11 protein-coding genes are annotated in these 17,264 nt (G+C 54.5%); 7 read left to right on the top strand and 4 right to left on the bottom strand.

Going from position 1 to position 17,264, the window contains the following annotated elements; genetic code table 11:
* Window positions 1-85 precede the first annotated feature (85 nt).
* Window positions 86-1,234: an acetylornithine deacetylase gene (gene argE / locus EPG66_RS20870; protein WP_031591839.1), complete on the top strand. Its 1,149-nt coding sequence runs from the start codon at window positions 86-88 to the stop codon at window positions 1,232-1,234.
* A gap of 354 nt (window positions 1,235-1,588) precedes the next feature.
* Window positions 1,589-4,240: a phosphoenolpyruvate carboxylase gene (gene ppc / locus EPG66_RS20875; protein WP_039387248.1), complete on the top strand. Its 2,652-nt coding sequence runs from the start codon at window positions 1,589-1,591 to the stop codon at window positions 4,238-4,240.
* Window positions 4,241-4,335: 95 nt separating this feature from the next.
* Here ppc and metF read toward each other — a convergent pair whose 3' ends face one another.
* The 3 genes from metF to metB form a co-directional block, all read right to left on the bottom strand.
* A complete protein-coding gene (metF, locus tag EPG66_RS20880) occupies window positions 4,336-5,235 on the bottom strand; it encodes a methylenetetrahydrofolate reductase (RefSeq protein ID WP_010258148.1) in 900 nt (299 codons plus the stop codon).
* Window positions 5,236-5,437: 202 nt separating this feature from the next.
* Complete coding sequence (locus EPG66_RS20885; RefSeq protein WP_182688001.1) at window positions 5,438-7,873, bottom strand: bifunctional aspartate kinase/homoserine dehydrogenase II; 2,436 nt, start codon at window positions 7,871-7,873, stop codon at window positions 5,438-5,440.
* A 2-nt stretch (window positions 7,874-7,875) separates the two neighbouring features.
* Window positions 7,876-9,036 (bottom strand): cystathionine gamma-synthase, encoded by a 1,161-nt coding sequence (gene metB / locus EPG66_RS20890; RefSeq protein WP_031591842.1) that lies wholly within the window; start codon window positions 9,034-9,036, stop codon window positions 7,876-7,878.
* A 273-nt stretch (window positions 9,037-9,309) separates the two neighbouring features.
* Here metB and metJ point away from each other — a divergent pair, with 273 nt between their 5' ends.
* The 3 genes from metJ to EPG66_RS20905 all read left to right on the top strand — a co-directional run bounded on the left by metJ (window position 9,310) and on the right by EPG66_RS20905 (window position 13,305).
* Complete coding sequence (metJ, locus tag EPG66_RS20895) at window positions 9,310-9,627, top strand: met regulon transcriptional regulator MetJ (protein WP_009088019.1); 318 nt, start codon at window positions 9,310-9,312, stop codon at window positions 9,625-9,627.
* 288 nt (window positions 9,628-9,915) lie between these two features.
* The gene (locus EPG66_RS20900; protein WP_143790226.1) at window positions 9,916-11,631 is read left to right on the top strand and encodes a ShlB/FhaC/HecB family hemolysin secretion/activation protein; all 1,716 of its coding nucleotides are present in this window, start codon (window positions 9,916-9,918) and stop codon (window positions 11,629-11,631) included.
* A gap of 72 nt (window positions 11,632-11,703) precedes the next feature.
* Window positions 11,704-13,305 (top strand): filamentous hemagglutinin N-terminal domain-containing protein, encoded by a 1,602-nt coding sequence (locus tag EPG66_RS20905; RefSeq protein WP_182688002.1) that lies wholly within the window; start codon window positions 11,704-11,706, stop codon window positions 13,303-13,305.
* A 76-nt stretch (window positions 13,306-13,381) separates the two neighbouring features.
* On the opposite strand, the gene rpmE is transcribed toward EPG66_RS20905, so the two are convergent.
* On the bottom strand, window positions 13,382-13,597 hold the full coding sequence (gene rpmE, locus EPG66_RS20910) for a 50S ribosomal protein L31 (RefSeq protein ID WP_003851227.1): 216 nt from the start codon (window positions 13,595-13,597) through the stop codon (window positions 13,382-13,384).
* A gap of 225 nt (window positions 13,598-13,822) precedes the next feature.
* Between rpmE and priA the strand changes: the two genes are divergently transcribed.
* Window positions 13,823-16,018 (top strand): primosomal protein N', encoded by a 2,196-nt coding sequence (priA, locus tag EPG66_RS20915; RefSeq protein ID WP_122889933.1) that lies wholly within the window; start codon window positions 13,823-13,825, stop codon window positions 16,016-16,018.
* Window positions 16,019-16,182: 164 nt separating this feature from the next.
* Window positions 16,183-17,220: a DNA-binding transcriptional regulator CytR gene (gene cytR / locus EPG66_RS20920; RefSeq protein WP_069025514.1), complete on the top strand. Its 1,038-nt coding sequence runs from the start codon at window positions 16,183-16,185 to the stop codon at window positions 17,218-17,220.
* The last annotated feature ends 44 nt before the right edge of the window (window positions 17,221-17,264 follow it).

Raw genomic sequence — 17,264 nt, forward strand, 5'->3', positions numbered from 1 at the left:
GGTTCCCTTGCAGAGGACGTTAATGTATTTTTATTCACTATTACTGCATGAATATGGATACATCCTAACCCAAGGACCGCCAACAGTGAAGACAAAATTACCGCCTTTTATTGAACTGTACCGCCAGTTAATCGCTACACCGTCGATCAGCGCAACCGATGCCGCACTGGATCAGAGTAATGAAACTTTAATCAATTTGCTGGCCGGCTGGTTCCGCGACCTCGGCTTCAGCGTTGAAGTGCAGCCAGTGCCCGGCACCCGCAATAAATTTAATATGCTGGCGCGCACCGGAAGCGGTGCGGGCGGCCTGCTGTTAGCGGGTCACACCGATACCGTTCCTTTTGACGATGGCCGCTGGACACGCGATCCCTTTACCCTGACCGAGCACGACAACAAGCTCTATGGCCTGGGTACGGCAGACATGAAAGGCTTCTTCGCCTTTATTCTCGATACACTGCGCGATGTGGATGTCAGCACGCTGAGCAAACCGCTCTATATCCTCGCTACGGCCGATGAAGAGACCACCATGGCTGGCGCCAAATATTTTTCTGAATCGACGCAGCTGCGTCCCGACTGCGCCATCATCGGTGAACCAACCTCGCTTAAACCGGTACGTGCGCACAAAGGTCACCTGTCCAATGTGATCCGCATTGAGGGGAAATCGGGCCATTCCAGCGATCCCGCACGTGGCGTCAACGCCATTGAACTGATGCATGAGTCGATCACCCATCTGATGCAACTGCGTAATACGCTGCAGCAGCGTTATCACCATGACGGTTTTGCCATCCCCTACCCCACCATGAACTTCGGCCATATTCATGGCGGTGACGCCGCTAACCGTATCTGCGCCTGCTGTGAACTGCATATGGATATTCGTCCACTGCCGGGCCTGTCGCTGAACGATCTCGATGGGCTACTGAATGAGGCGCTGGCACCGGTCAGTGCGCGCTGGCCGGGCCGTGTCACGGTGGCTGAACTGCATCCGCCGATTCCTGGGTACGAGTGCCCGGCAGATCATGAACTGGTCAATGTGGTCGAGAAATTACTGGGTATACCTACTGAGGTGGTGAACTACTGCACCGAAGCGCCTTTTATTCAGCAGCTCTGCCCGACGCTGGTACTGGGTCCGGGGTCGATTGAGCAGGCACATCAGCCAGACGAATTTATTGATACTGCATTTATTAAGCCGACAAGGGCGCTTATCAGTCAGGTTGTGCAGCATTTTTGCTACTGATTAACAGCAAATGGGGCATTTCACTGCATTAACAGTAAAATGCCCCTTCATTGTGCGGGATTTAGCGATAAGAATAACTTATCCCGCTTCGTTCCCGATAAATTCTACGAATTTCCGTTATTTAGCCACATCTTCAGCGCACTTTAACGCATTTGACGAACGCAACATTACGTGGCTAGATAAAAGACGATGTTATGCCCACCGGGTGATTATCCAGAGCGTTTCAGAATGTGGACAGGCGGCAACGGAGCCGGTTCCCTGTAGATTAGGGGGGAACATGGCGTTGCTGATTTTGCTGCTGCCTGAAAGGTCGGGTGTAGAAGTTTTTCAAGACGATAAGGGTGTCAGGGTCCAATGAACGAACAATATTCCGCAATGCGAAGTAATGTCAGTATGCTCGGCAAACTGCTCGGGGATACGATTAAGGATGCACTGGGAGAGAACATCCTCGACCAGGTGGAAACCATCCGTAAGCTCTCCAAGTCATCCCGTGCAGGAAATGACACTCATCGTAAAGAACTGCTCAATACGCTGCAGAACCTCTCCAACGAGGAGCTTTTGCCGGTTGCACGCGCTTTTAGCCAGTTTCTGAACCTCACCAACGTGGCTGAGCAGTATCAGACCATCTCGCAAAGTGGCGAGGGTGAGAACCATCCCGAACTGCTGAAAAAGACCTTTGATACCCTGAAGCAGCAGAAAGATATCAGCGAAAGCGACATCCTTGCGGCCATTGAGTCGCTGTCGCTGGAACTGGTGCTGACGGCTCACCCGACTGAAATCACCCGCCGTACGCTGATTCACAAGCTGGTCGAAGTTAACAGCTGCCTGAAACAGCTCGATCACAGCGACGTCTCCGACTACGAACGTAACCAGATTATGCGCCGTCTGCGTCAGCTGGTGGCACAGGCGTGGCACACCGATGAGATCCGCAAATATCGTCCGACCCCTATCGACGAAGCCAAATGGGGCTTTGCCGTAGTGGAAAACAGCCTGTGGGAAGGCGTACCCGCCTTCCTGCGTGAGCTGAACGAGCAGGTAGAAGAGGCGTTCGGCATTAAGCTGCCGGTCGATTTCGTGCCGGTTCAGTTCACCTCATGGATGGGTGGCGACCGCGACGGTAACCCTAACGTTACGGCGGCGATTACCCGCCACGTTATGCAGCTGAGTCGCTGGAAAGCCACTGACCTGTTCCTGCGCGATATCGGCGTATTGATCTCTGAGTTGTCGATGTCAGAGTGCACTGAAGAGATCCGGGAACTCAGCGGCGATCCGGAAGCGCTTGAACCTTATCGTATGATCCTGAAACGCCTGCGCAGCCAGTTAATGACTACCCAGTCATTCCTGGAACGTCGCCTGAAAGGTGAACGTCTGCCGCGCCCGGCCGATCTGCTGGTCTCCAACGCTCAGCTGTGGGATCCGCTGTTTGCCATCTATCAGTCACTGCAAAAGTGCGGCATGGGCATTATCGCCAACGGTCAGTTGCTTGATACGCTGCGCCGCGTGAAATGCTTCGGCGTGCCGCTGGTGCGGATCGATCTGCGTCAGGAGAGTACCCGTCACACCGAAGCGATTGCTGAAGTGACCCGCTATCTGGGTCTCGGCGATTATGAAAGCTGGTCCGAAGCGGACAAGCAGGCCTTCCTGATCCGTGAACTGAACTCAAAGCGTCCGCTGCTGCCTCGCAGCTGGGAACCCAGCGATGAAACGCGTGAAGTGCTGGAGACCTGTCGCGTCGCGGCTGAAGCGCCACAGGGTTCTATCGCCGCCTATGTTATCTCGATGGCGAAAACCCCTTCTGACGTGCTGGCCGTGCATCTGCTGCTGAAAGAAGCAGGCATCGGCTATGCCATGCCGGTTGCACCGCTGTTTGAAACGCTTGATGACCTGAATAACGCCAATGACGTGATGAGCCAGCTGCTGAGCATCGACTGGTATCGCGGCTTAATTCAGGGCAAACAGATGGTGATGATTGGCTATTCTGACTCGGCGAAAGATGCCGGTGTGATGGCCGCCAGCTGGGCGCAATATCAGGCACAGGATGCCCTGATTAAAACCTGTGAGAAGGCCGGGATTTCACTGACGCTGTTCCACGGACGCGGCGGCAGCATCGGCCGTGGCGGCGCACCCGCCCATGCAGCGCTGCTGTCGCAACCGCCAGGCAGCCTGCGCGGCGGTCTTCGTGTGACCGAACAGGGCGAGATGATTCGCTTTAAATATGGTTTACCCGCCGTCACCATCGCCAGCCTGTCGCTTTACACCGGCGCAATTCTGGAAGCGAACCTGATGCCGCCGCCGGAGCCAAAACGCGAATGGCGCGACATTATGGATCAGCTATCCGCCGACTCCTGTGCGATGTATCGCGGTTATGTGCGTGAAAATGCTGACTTCGTCCCCTATTTCCGCTCAGCGACGCCGGAGCAGGAGCTGGGTAAATTACCGCTGGGCTCACGTCCCGCCAAGCGCCGACCTACCGGCGGCGTAGAGTCGCTGCGTGCGATTCCATGGATTTTCGCCTGGACGCAGAACCGTCTGATGCTGCCCGCGTGGCTGGGTGCCGGTGCGGCCCTGCAACAGGCGATGGCCGCCGGTCATCAGGATCAGCTGGAAGCGATGTGCCGCGACTGGCCATTCTTCTCTACCCGTCTGGGTATGCTGGAGATGGTATTCTCAAAAGCGGACCTGTGGCTGGCGGAATATTACGATCAGCGTCTGGTCGAGAAATCACTCTGGCCGCTGGGCAAACAGTTGCGCGATCAGCTTGATGCGGATATCAAAGCGGTACTGACCATTGCCAATGACTCACACCTGATGGCGGATCAGCCGTGGATTGCCGAGTCAATTGCACTGCGTAATGTCTATACCGATCCGCTCAACGTACTCCAGGCCGAACTGCTGCATCGTTCGCGCGCGCGGGAAGCGAATGGCGATGAACCGGATGCCCGCGTTGAGCAGGCGCTGATGGTGACCATTGCCGGTGTCGCGGCAGGCATGCGCAATACCGGTTAACGGTGGTGAGGCGCTGACGCTCGTCAGCGTCGCACTGCAGTAAAAACAAAAAAGTCGGGACTCTCCCGACTTTTTTATTGGCTGAAGCAGAGCGGTTAAGCCGCTGCAGCAGCAGGTCGCACGCCCAGGGTGTGACAAATGGCGTAACTCATTTCGGCACGGTTAAGCGTGTAGAAATGGAAATCCTTCACCCCTTCGCGTGACAGGATTTTCACCATATCCATCGCGATATTGGCTCCCACCATTTTCCGCGTTTCCGGATCATCATCCAGACCGGCAAACATCGCGCTCATCCAGCCCGGCACGCGCACATTAGTTAGCGTGGCAAAGCGTTGCAGCTGTTTAAAGTTAGAGACCGGCAGAATGCCCGGCACAATTTCCACGTCAATGCCGGTCGCGACACAGCGATCGCGGAAACGCAGATAACTTTCAACGTCGAAGAAAAACTGAGTAATGGCCCGGTTGGCGCCTGCATCGATTTTTCGCTTCAGGTTAATCAGATCGGCCTGGGCGCTTTTCGCTTCGGGATGAACTTCCGGATAGGCCGCAACCGAAATATCAAAATCACCCACCTCTTTCAGCAGCGAAACCAGATCGCTGCCGTACATTTCCGGCTTACCACTGCCTGGGGGCAGATCGCCGCGCAGCGCCACAATATGACGGATGCCGTTGTTCCAGTAATCCTGAGCGATGGTGCGCAGTTCATCGCGCGTGGCATCGACACAGGTCAGATGGGGAGCAGCTTCCAGACCGGTGCGATCTTTAATGCCTTTGATAATGCTGTGGGTGCGATCGCGTTCACCTGAGTTTGCACCGTAGGTCACAGAAACGAATTTCGGTTTCAGGCTGCTCAGGCGATCGATGGAGGTCCACAGTGTCTCTTCCATGTCGCTGGTACGAGGCGGGAAGAACTCAAATGAAACATTAATTTGCCCGTTCAGCTCAGCCAGGCTCTGGTTTAGCGCTTCGCGCTGATTGGCATGAAAAAAACTCATCCTGCACCCTCATCGATTAACAATCGGCCTGTGAACATCTACACGTTTAGACGTCCAGATGTTCAAAATGACGTAATCTGACTGTGCCGTCAACTTAAAAATGGTCAACAGTCGTGATCAATTTTCAATCAACATGAAGGCGATTCAACAGGGGGGAGATAACGTATTGAAAACAGGCGCCGAAGCGCCTGAGGAGGAGGAGTTACAGCAGTTGTGCGAGGCGATTAATATCTGACTGGATAGCGCCTGCGGTGACATCCCGGCCTGCGCCCGGTCCGCGGATCACCAGCGGATTATCGCGGTACCAGCGGCTCTCAATCGCAAAAACGTTGTCGCATGGCAGCAGTGAGGCCAGCGGATGCTCCGGACGCACCGCTTCAACACCCACGCGCGCCTTGCCGTTGGCATCAAAGCGGGCAACGTAACGCAGCACCAGGTCCATCTCCTGCGCGGCTTCGAGCCGCTGCAGCATCTGCTCATTCAGCTCTTCGCCATTTTCAAAGAAGTGGTCGACAGATCCCTGCTGACAGTTATTGGGCACCAGCGATTCCACCCGCACCTGATCCGGCTCGATGTTGTAGCCTGCCTCACGCGCCAGGATAACCAGCTTGCGCATCACATCCTGACCCGAGAGATCGGCGCGCGGATCGGGCTCAGTTAAACCCTGCTGCCAGGCCTGATCCACCAGCTCGGTAAAGGGCACCGTGCCATCAAACTGCAGGAACAGCCACGACAGCGTGCCGGAGAAGATCCCGCTGATCGCCAGGATGGTATCGCCGCTGTCGCGCAGATCGCGCACCGTGTAGTTGATCGGCAGACCTGCGCCAACGGTGGCGTTATAGAGCCAGTGACGCCCGGTTTTGGTAAAGGCATCGCGGATCTGGCGCCAGGTCTGACTGTCAGACGCTCCCGCGACCTTATTGGCGCTGATAACGTGAAAACCGTGACTGGCAAAGTCGAGATACTGCTGCGCCAGCGGTGTGCTGGCAGTGACATCCAGCACCACCAGGTCATCAAACGGGTGAGCACGCATCCACAGGAACAGCGACTCTTCATCGCGCTCTACCGCTTCATCATCAAAGAAGGCGAGTGCCCGGCTGGCTTCCAGCCCGTCATAGCTCAGCAGGCTGCGACGGCTGTCCGCGACGCCCGCCAGCACAAATTCAAAGCCGGTACGCGCTGACAGCGTTTCCTGATCGCGGGCAAACAGCTCCAGCCAGCGTGAACCGATATTGCCTTTGCCAAATAGCATCAGACCGATGCGCTTTTCTGCCCGGAACAGCGACTGATGCAATCCCTGAATCAGATGCTGAGTCGGGCCGACGCGCAGCACTGCGACCACGCTGATGTGCTCTTCTGACTGCCAGATGAACTCAATTGGCTGATCCTTTAACTGCTGCCAGAAGCGATGGGTATGCAGCGGATTGCGGGTAACGCCTGCGCCAACCAGCGCCACCAGCGCCAGGCCGTCGCGCAGCTGCAGATGGCCCGGTAAAGCGGCATCCTGAAGCAGCGTAAAAGCGCTGTTAACCACTTCGGCGGTGTAACAGAGCTGCAGCAGTTGACGATCGGGATGAACGCCAAACGCCAGCGGACGCAGCTGCGCGCGCTTCAGCAACAGGTCTATCTCTTTGTGCAGGATGGCGAAGTCATGCTGCTCTGGCAGCTGAATCTCAATCAGGCAAACATCATCATGGCTGGTGACGATACGCGCGCCCGTCCCGGACGCCAGCACGCGCTCAATGCGGGTTGATCCCTGCTCCGGCTGATAACTGCAGCGCAGTTGCAGGTCGATATCGCTGCCTGAAACCGGCTGCAGAGTCCGGGTGTGGAGAACCGGTGCAGCCAGGCGCGCCAGTTCGCTGGCTTCATCCAGCCTTAACAGCGGCAGCAGGCAGGCATCAGAGACTTTGCGGGGATCGGCACTGTAGACACCCGCCACATCGCTCCAGATGGTCACCCGTCCGACACCCGCCAGTGCGCCAATCTGCGTGGCAGAATAGTCGGAGCCGTTGCGGCCAAGCAGGACGGTTTCACCGGCGTCGTTGCGGCTGATAAATCCGGTCACCACGATGCGCTTGTGCGGATGCTGCGCCAGTAAAGTCTGTAGCAGTGGCCAGGACTTCCCTTCATCTACCTGCGGTTGTGCGGCACGTTCAGCGCGCAGAAACTCACGCGCATCCAGCCAGCAAGCCTGAAGGTCACGCTGGCTCAGTACCGCTGACATCAGGCGTGCCGACCAGACTTCACCGTGACCGACCACTTCGGCATAGACCGCATCGGTAATCGGCGCATCCAGCAGTGCGGCCAGCTTTTCCAGGTCACGGATAAACGCGGTGATTAAAGGTTCTGCGACCTCAGCAGGCAGCAGCGCACTGATCAGTTCGCTCTGGTAGCGCCGTAAAGCCTGTTGCACCTGATGCGCAGAGAGCCGATCGCTCTGGCTCAGCTTCAGCCAGCTAATCAGCTGGTTGGTGGTTGAGCCTGCCGCAGAGACCACCATCAGGTCGCCCGGCTGGCTGTAGTCCGCCATAATACCGGCAACGCGCTGATAGCAGCGCGCATCGGCCAGGCTGCTGCCGCCAAACTTATGCAACTGCCTGATGTTCGGCGTTCCCGCGCCTGCTGAAATCGTCATGCTTAACCCTCGGCTGCGACCCGGAATGCATTATCCAGATCGGCAATTAAATCTTCGTGATCTTCAATACCGACAGAAACCCGTAGCAGCGTATCGGAAATGCCCGCTGCCGCGCGTGCTTCTGCCGACATCCCCGCGTGCGTCATGGTGGCGGTATGGGAGATCAGACTCTCTACTCCGCCCAGCGATTCCGCCAGCGTAAATAGCTGCAATGCTTTCAGGAAGCGACGCAGCAGCGCCTCATCACCGTCGAGCTCGAAACTCAGCATGGCGCCAAAGCCGCGCTGCTGACGTACGGCATGTTCGTGTCCGGCGTTTTCCGGCAGCGAAGGATGATACAACTTTTTCACCAGTTTCTGCTGCTTCAGATACTCTACAATCGCGAGTGCGTTGCGTTGTGCGGCTGCAATCCGCGGCGAAAGTGTACGAATTCCGCGCAGCAGCAGATAACTGTCAAACGCTGCACCGGTCACACCAATGTTATTCGCCCACCAGGCCAGGTCGGTAGCGAGTTGCGGATCTTTGGCGATGACCGCGCCCGCCACGACATCGGAGTGGCCATTGAGGTATTTGGTACAGGAGTGGATAACCAGGTCCGCACCCAGCGCCAGAGGGTTCTGCAGCGCCGGACTCATAAAGGTGTTGTCCACCACGCTGATGGCACCCGCAGCACGCGCAGCGGCGCAAATTGCGCTGATATCTACCACGCGCAGCAGCGGATTGCTGGGGCTTTCAATCAGCACCAGTTTGGGGTTTTCATCCAGAGCTGCCTGCAGCGCTACCGGATCACCCTGATCGACAAATTTCACCCGATAGGCGCCGCGCTTGCTCAGGCTGTCAAACAGCCGATAGCTGCCGCCATAACAGTCATGTGGCGCGACCAGCAGATCGCCAGGCTTCAGAAACACCGTCGTGACCAGGTGAATCGCCGACATCCCGGTATTGGTTAATACCGCGCCCGCTCCCCCTTCCAGTTCTGCCAGCGTACGCTGTACGACATCACGAGTGGGGTTGCCACGACGGGAGTAGTCATGCGCACGAGGCTCATTGAAATCCAGGAAGTTATAGGTCGTAGAGAGGTGGATTGGCGGGACAACGCAGCCATATTGCTCGTCATCATTCAAACCGCTGCGCACTGCGATGGTTGCCGGTTTACGCGTCATGAGCGAATTGTTCCTGAAGAGTGAATAAAATGTAGGCCACAGGATATCACCCTCTAATTAGACGTCAATACATCTGGACATCTAAATGTCTTTGCGTATAGATTGAGCAAAACCGCAATAACCGCTAAAATTATGCGTCATCGCCTGGCGTTCCCCTCTGTGAGACAGAGGCAGTGAGCGAAGAAAACCCGCCATATCAGGGGTCAGGCAGGAAAAAATCAGGCATAATCCGCTGATTTCCTCACATTTAACGTTTATTAATTAAGGTAACTCATGGCTGAATGGAACGGCGAATATATCAGCCCGTACGCTGAGCACGGTAAGAAGAGCGAGCAGGTCAAGAAGATCACAGTATCTATCCCATTGAGCGTGCTGAAGATTTTAACGGATGAGCGCACCCGTCGTCAGGTGAACAACCTGCGTCACGCCACCAACAGCGAGCTGCTTTGCGAAGCCTTTTTACATGCCTTTACGGGCCAACCGCTGCCGGATGACGTCGACCTGCGCAAAGAGCGTAGTGATGAGATTCCGGAAGAAGCAAAAGCAATCATGCGCCAGATGGGTGTCGATCCGGATACATGGGAGTATTAATTCCTCAGGCCGGTTTCGCTTAACCCCGCTTCAAAGGAAGCAGGCTCCGCTCAGGGAGCCGCTTTCCTGATCCATTTGCACCTGGTTATCCTGATTTACGCAGCCTGATTCACTCTCCTGAATATTGCCGTTCAGAATTCTCATAAAAATCCACCCTATTCTCATATTATTCCGCTATTTCTGTTGCAATAAGAGTGTTTTTTTCAATCAGACAATAGAATAATTACTATTGTCCACAATTACCTGCCTCCGTAAAATTTGTCAGAGCGACTATTTCACGGAAAGAAAATGAGCATTAAATATAAAATAAAATCATCTGCATCCTCTTTTTTTATTATCTTTATCACCATTGCAATCATTTTCCCTTCTGCCCAAGTGATAGCGGCATCCGCTCTCACAGAGCAAAGTGACAATATCAATGCGCTGCAACAGGATCGGATCCGCAAAGAGCAATTAATGCCCGAACCGCAGCGAGCGACGTCTGAAAAACAGCGATTCAGGCCAGAAGAGATTCCGTTCCCCCATGAAGAAAACTGCTATTTCATCGACAAGGTTGTTTTAAGTCAGGATAGCAAAGAACTCCACCTCGAAAGATTAAGGTATTTTACGTCTCAGGCAGAAGGAAAGTGTCTGGGCATCGCAGGCATAAGATTGCTGGCAAAAACCCTGCAGAATGAAATCATCCGGGCAGGATATATCACCACGCGCGTTAATTTACCCGAACAGAATCTTTCAGTTCGGGAATTAAAATTTGAGATTAACGCCGGAAAAGTGGGGGAAATCGTTCTTAATAAAGCAGGTGGTGATTATATTAATCTGACCAGCACGTTACCGTTCAAAGCAGGTGATGTACTTGAACTCAGCGATCTGGAACAGGGGAGTCTTAATCTTCAGCGAGTACCGGGATCACAGGTTAAAGTCAATCTGGTGCCTGGCAGTGGCAAAGGCGAAAGCGACATTTATATTCAGCGCGAACAGGATAAATACTGGCAGGTCGGTGCATGGCTCAATGATGCTGGCTCGGTTGCAACCGGCCGCTATCAGGGTGGCGCAGCGCTCTACTTAAATAATATTACATCATTGAGCGACACCCTCTTTGTCTCTTATGGCCACGACATCGTACCGAAGCATACGATAAAAGGTAACAGTAATAAATCGATTGGTTATTCGATCCCCTGGGGCTACTGGTGGCTCGATCTCTACGCCAGCCGCAGTGATTACCGGCAATATATGACCGGAAACTGGGCTAAATGGACGCTGAATAACAAGAACAGTTATTACAGTGCGCAGATCAATCGACTGATTTCACGAACTGTGCATCAGACCAGCACGGTCGGCCTGCAAATTTTCGATGCGGAATCGCGTTACTCTCTGGATGACTTTGAGCTTGTCAGCATGCATAAAAAAAGTGCGGGCTGGAAAGCGGTATTGCAACATCAACTCAATTACGATAATGCAGGCCTGGCGACAACGCTGAGTTATCAGAGAAAGATGCCCTGGTTTAACAGCAGCAATACCGTTGAGCAGGCGTATGGACTCATTGATAAGCAAGGCCGGATCATCACTTTCGATCTGCAGGGTTCAGTCAACTTCCGTGTTTATGATAACTGGCTGAACTATTCTCCTCATTTCAGCCTGCAATACTCGCCTGATACGCTCTCATCATTGAACCGATTTTCGCTGGCAAACCGCTGGACGGTGCGCGGATTCGATGGCGAATACGCCCTTCAGGACAATAAAGGGTGGTACTGGCGCAACGATATTAGCTGGATATTCCCCGGCAAACCGGTTCAGCCTTATATCGGTGTTGATGCAGGCCAGGTCTATGGCAATAACAAGACGCAGGATTATACCGGAAAAACCGTCATAGGCAGCGTTGTCGGCCTGCGGGGAAATCTTCTGAAAACGCGCTTTGATTTTTTTGCTGGTTCCCCTCTTAAAAAACCACAAGCCTTTCATACCGATCCCCTTACGCTGGGATTTTCATTGCAATGGAAATATTAAAAAGGAGGAAATAATTTAATAAAAACGCAATTTACATGACAAACGTACACACACATTTAAAGGATTAAAATAATGAAGAAGCATAAGTTTAAGCTACTATTTCTGGCCACAGTGGCCACGCTGTGCAGTCAGTCTGCTCTTGCGGCACTCAACAGTTACACCCATGCAAACGGATCGACTGTTGTTAATATTAATCAGGCTGATGCGAATGGTCTTTCCCACAATATGTATCAGAGCTTTAACGTTACCAGTGATGGGATGGTGCTCAATAACAGCACCACAGATTTAATACGTGAAAATGGTAATATTGCGCGAAACGGCAATCTGGATAAGTCAGCCAGCCTTATCCTGAATGAGGTTATATCAAGAAGCCCCTCTTCACTGAACGGTTATATTGAAGTAGCCGGTCAAAAAGCAGATGTCATTATCGCCAACCCGAATGGTATTACCTGCTCTGGCTGTGGCTTCATTAATACCGGCCGGGCCACACTTACTACCGGTACGCCTACTTTTACCGATGGTGCACTTACTGGCTTTAATGTGGCGAAAGGCACGCTTACTGTAAGTGGTAATGGCCTGAAAGGTGCTGATTACACCGACCTGCTGGCACAGAAAATCAATATCCAGGGGCAGATTGATACGACTCAACTGAAGGCGATTGCGGGTAGCTATACCTATGATCTTGCCTCCGGTCAGGCAACGGCTACCGGAACCAGCCAGCTTCGCAGCAACAGCATTGATGTCAGCGCACTGGGAGGAGCAACAGCGGGTATTATTCAGCTGCAAACGACTGAAGCGGGCGCGGGCGTTAATAATAGCGGCGTCCTGAACGCAACTAATCTTTATATTGCATCTGATGGCGCGTTAACCAACAGCGGCACCATTCAAACCGGACTGATGAGCGCCACTGCTGGCGGCAGCATCACTAACAGAGGAACGCTTTCTGCCAGTCAGGCCGTCCTGCAGACAACAGACGCGTTCACGAATAACGGCACGATTAAAACCACTGATTACGCCACCATCGTCAGCCTGGGCAAATTCTCTAACAGCGATAAAGCGCAAATTAATGCTGCAGGTACCGTAAACATCGTTTCTCTGGCAGGTAATATTGAAAATAAAGGAACAATCACGACGCCAAAAAACCTGGCAATGCAAACCGGCTATAACACCGTTGACGGCGTCGTCACGGCTGTCGCCAACACCAGCCTGCTCAATTCAGGTTCAATTCAGGCAGGTAACCTCAGCATGAACGCCGTTAAAGAGGTCAGCCTCTTATCTGGCGGAAACGTTATCTCGCAAGGTACAACCTATGTTTCTGCGACGAAGGTCTCTAATAGTGCGACACTGACCGCTCAGAATGCGTCTGTTGTGGCTAACGAGGTCAGCAATCAGGGTGTCATTCAAACGAGTGGACTGTTAAATGTGTCGGGGAAAAACGGCATCTCTAATACGGGCACCATGAAGGCGGGCACACTGACGCTGGCAACGGACGAGAAAATCAGCAACTCATCCTGCTTATTGTGGATATTGTGCAGCAAAGGCACCCTGTCAGCAGACAAGATCACCATTACAGCGCCGAAGATCGCTGCCATTGGTGATTTAGATGGTACCTATACTACGCAGGTACTTGAACTGAATAAGCCTGCGGCGGTGGCATCAGACACCAGCCTGTAATTGAGATATAAAAAAACCCAGCCGAAGCTGGGTTTTTTCTTGCCGCCGAACCCGCAGGTTCAGGTGCCTTTTAATCTTATTTTTTAGCGCCTGGCACGCTGAAACGCTTGTTAAAGCGGTCAACACGGCCACCAGTTGCCACTTCACGCTGCTTACCGGTATAGAACGGGTGGCATTTGCCACAAACGTCCAGGTTCAGTTCGTGAGTCAGTGTTGAACGGGTGTGGATCTCGTTGCCGCAGGTACATTTGATAGTAACTGCTTCGTATTTCGGGTGAATACCTTGTTTCATGGGAAACCTCATTGAAGGCCGTGTCGCTCTCCGTGCCAGGCTTTAACCTGCACAGCACCACACGCGATTGAACATTATAGGGTGTACTCCGGCCAGATATTTCTCACCGAAGGCGGCATATTATACAGGTAAGTTTCGATTGCTGCAAATATCTGCTGAGATACCCGCCATCAGGGTCAGCGTGTACACTACCTTCCCCGATCATTGAGCCGGAAAGAGAGAGTTATGCCCGTAGTCCAGGTCGCCCTGCCCGTCCCCTTGCCCCGCCTGTTTGATTATCTGCCGCCACAGGGCGCGCAGCCGGTCATTGGTGGTCGCGTGAGTGTGCCCTTTGGCAATCGCAGGATGATCGGGATTGTGGTCGCCTTTCGTGAGAGTAGCGATCTGCCGGAAGCACAACTCAAGCGCGTGATCGAGGTACTGGATAGTGAATCCCTCTATCCAGCGTCGCTGTGGCGCATCCTTAACTGGGCCGCCAGCTACTATCATTCGCCACAGGGAGAGGTACTGAGTCACGCTATTCCGGTACTGCTGCGGCAGGGGAAAGCGGCGCAGGACAATCCCTTATGGCGCTGGGAAATCACCGAGCAGGGTCGGGCGACTGCGCCGGAGAGTTTAAAGCGGGCACCGAAACAGCAGCAGGCGCTGGCTGCACTGCGTCAGCAACCGCTCTATCGTCATCAGGTCAGTGAACATGACCTCACGGATGCGACGTTGCAGGCACTGCGCGCCAAAGGGTTATGCGAACTGCATGAGCATCAGCCGCAGATGCATGACTGGCGTACCACTTATGCCGTAAAAGGCGAACGTCTGCGACTGAATACCGATCAGGCGATGGCCGTGGGTGCGATTCGGGCAGATGATGAACATTACGCAGCCTGGCTGCTGGCGGGCATCACGGGTTCAGGCAAAACCGAGGTTTACCTCAGCGTGCTGGAAAATGTGCTGGCACGCGGTAAACAGGCGCTGGTGCTGGTGCCGGAGATTGGCCTGACCCCGCAAACTATCGCCCGTTTTCGCGAACGTTTTGATGCGCCCATTGATGTGCTGCACTCCGCATTAAATGACAGTGAGCGGCTGGCGGTCTGGTTACGTGCGCGGCGCGGCGAAACGGCGATTGTGATTGGCACCCGATCGGCGCTGTTTACGCCACTGGCCCGTCCTGGCGTAATTATTATCGATGAAGAGCATGACAGCTCCTATAAACAGCAGGAGGGCTGGCGCTATCAGGCGCGCGATCTGGCCGTCTTCCGCGCACATGAAGAGAATATCCCGATTGTTATGGGATCGGCGACACCCGCTCTGGAGACGCTGCACAATGTCCGCAGCGGCAAGTATCGCCAGCTCGACCTGACAAAACGCGCCGGCAATGCCAGACCGGCACTGCAACAGCTTATCGACTTAAAAGGCGTGCAGCTGATCGGCGGTCTGGCACCGGGCCTGATTGGTAAAATGCGCCAGCATCTGCAGGCCGATAATCAGGTGCTGCTGTTTCTTAACCGCCGCGGCTTTTCGCCCGCCCTGCTCTGTCACGATTGCGGCTGGATTGCTGAGTGTACCCGCTGTGACCGCTACTACACGCTGCATCAGCACCATCGTCAGCTACGCTGCCACCATTGCGACAGCCAGCGTCCGCTGCCTAATCAATGCCCGCAGTGTGGTTCAACCCATTTGCTGCCGGTAGGCGTCGGGACTGAGCAACTGGAGCAGCAGCTCGGCACACTTTTCCCTGGCGTGCCGGTGTCGCGAATCGATCGTGATACCACCAGCCGCAAAGGTGCGCTGGAACAGCATCTGGCTGACGTCCATCGCGGAGGCGCACGAATCCTGGTCGGCACCCAGATGCTGGCCAAAGGCCACCACTTCCCCGATGTTACGCTGGTGTCGCTGCTGGATGTCGATGGTGCGCTGTTCTCAGCCGATTTTCGTGCGGCGGAACGCTTTGCTCAGCTCTACACCCAGGTCGCCGGGCGTGCTGGCCGTGCCGGCAAACAGGGGGAGGTGTTGCTGCAGACTCACCATCCGGAACATCCGCTGCTACAGACGCTGTTGCACCAGGGCTATTCGGCGTTCGCCCAGCAGGCCTTGCTGGAGCGACAGGCAGTCCATCTGCCGCCCTGGAGCCGCCATGCGCTGTTCCGCGCTGAAGATATGGATAACCAGCAGGCGGCGGAATTCCTGCAACAACTCCGTAATTTGCTGGAGGCAAGCCCGCTGAACGATAAGGCGATGTGGTTTATGGGTCCGTTGCCTGCTCTGCAGCCAAAACGCAGTGGACGCTGGCGCTGGCAACTGCTGCTACAGCATCCTTCCCGGCAGCGTCTGCAACAGTTGCTGAGCAGTTCGTTGCCGCTGGTTTCAACACTGCCCGCGGCGCGCAAAGTGAAATGGACGCTGGATATCGACCCTACCGAGAGCTGATTTAAGCTGACACTGCGAGCCAGATCGAAAAATGTCGCATAAGTCACAATTTTTATGCAAATTAAGTAACAACCAGCCGGGCAATCGTTAACAATGTTGCCCGGTTTGCCTTCAGGTCAGGCAGAAACAGAATTGAACGCGCCATAACGCGTCAGGAGCATGTGTTGGAGCAGAATCAACAACCGCCCGCCGCCACGATGAAAGATGTTGCGGAGCATGCGGGCGTCTCAACCGCCACCGTATCGCGTGCGCTGATGAATCCGGAGAAGGTTTCTGCGGCCACCCGCCAGAAAGTCGAGCAGGCGGTTGCCGCCGTCGGCTACGCGGCACATGGCCCCACGCGCAACGCCCGTCGTAATGAGACGCGTACCATCATGGTCATTGTCCCTGACATCTGCGATCCCTTCTTTAGTGAAATCATCCGAGGCGTTGAAGTTACGGCAGCCGAAGAGGGCTATCTGGTGCTGATTGGTGACTGCGCGCATCAGAATCAGCAGGAAAGAACTTTTCTCAACCTGATGGTGACGCGACAGATCGATGGCATGGTGCTGCTCGGCTCAAAGTTGCCTTTTGATGCCAGCATTGATGAGCAACGCAACTTGCCGCCTATGGTAATGGCGAATGAGTTTGCGCCGGAAATGTCACTGCCCACTGTCCACATCGATAACCTGACCGCCGCATTTGAAGCGGTAAATCATTTACTGCAGTTAGGTCACACGCATATAGCCTGTATCGCCGGGCCGGAAGAGATGCCGCTCTGCCAGTATCGTTTGCAGGGGTATGTCCAGGCGATGCGTCGCAGCGGGCTGACGGTCGATCCCACCTATATTGTGCGCGGTGACTTCACATTTGAAGCGGGCGTTGCCGCCATGAATCAGCTGATGACCCTGCCGCAACCGCCGCGCGCGCTCTTCTGCCACAGCGATATTATGGCACTTGGGGCGATGAATCAGGCCCGGCGCTGCGGACTGCGGATACCGGAGGACCTCTCTGTGGTCGGATTCGATGACATTGAGCTATCACGTTACTGCGAGCCGCCGCTGACCACGGTCACGCAGCCACGTTACCAGATAGGCCGGGAAGCGATGCTGCTGCTGCTGGATGAGTTAAATGGTAAACGGGTCATCAGCGGATCGCGGCTGCTGGATGCCGGTTTAACCATTCGTGGCAGCACGGCGCGAGCAAAAAAGCGTGAAAAATAAGCGTATTTGTCTGATGTTTTCAGTAGATTCTTAAGGCGAACACT

The organism is Pantoea pleuroti, assembly GCF_014156615.1.
Lineage (GTDB): Bacteria > Pseudomonadota > Gammaproteobacteria > Enterobacterales > Enterobacteriaceae > Pantoea > Pantoea agglomerans.

Excerpts from the sequence above, each read along its gene's own strand:
- ppc (WP_039387248.1), top strand. The coding sequence starts at position 1,589 with ATGAACGAACAATATTCCGCAATGCGAAGTAATGTCAGTATGCTCGGC.
- metF (WP_010258148.1), bottom strand. The coding sequence starts at position 5,235 with ATGAGTTTTTTTCATGCCAATCAGCGCGAAGCGCTAAACCAGAGCCTG.
- EPG66_RS20885 (WP_182688001.1), bottom strand. The coding sequence starts at position 7,873 with ATGACGATTTCAGCAGGCGCGGGAACGCCGAACATCAGGCAGTTGCAT.
- metB (WP_031591842.1), bottom strand. The coding sequence starts at position 9,036 with ATGACGCGTAAACCGGCAACCATCGCAGTGCGCAGCGGTTTGAATGAT.
- metJ (WP_009088019.1), top strand. The coding sequence starts at position 9,310 with ATGGCTGAATGGAACGGCGAATATATCAGCCCGTACGCTGAGCACGGT.
- EPG66_RS20900 (WP_143790226.1), top strand. The coding sequence starts at position 9,916 with ATGAGCATTAAATATAAAATAAAATCATCTGCATCCTCTTTTTTTATT.
- EPG66_RS20905 (WP_182688002.1), top strand. The coding sequence starts at position 11,704 with ATGAAGAAGCATAAGTTTAAGCTACTATTTCTGGCCACAGTGGCCACG.
- rpmE (WP_003851227.1), bottom strand. The coding sequence starts at position 13,597 with ATGAAACAAGGTATTCACCCGAAATACGAAGCAGTTACTATCAAATGT.
- priA (WP_122889933.1), top strand. The coding sequence starts at position 13,823 with ATGCCCGTAGTCCAGGTCGCCCTGCCCGTCCCCTTGCCCCGCCTGTTT.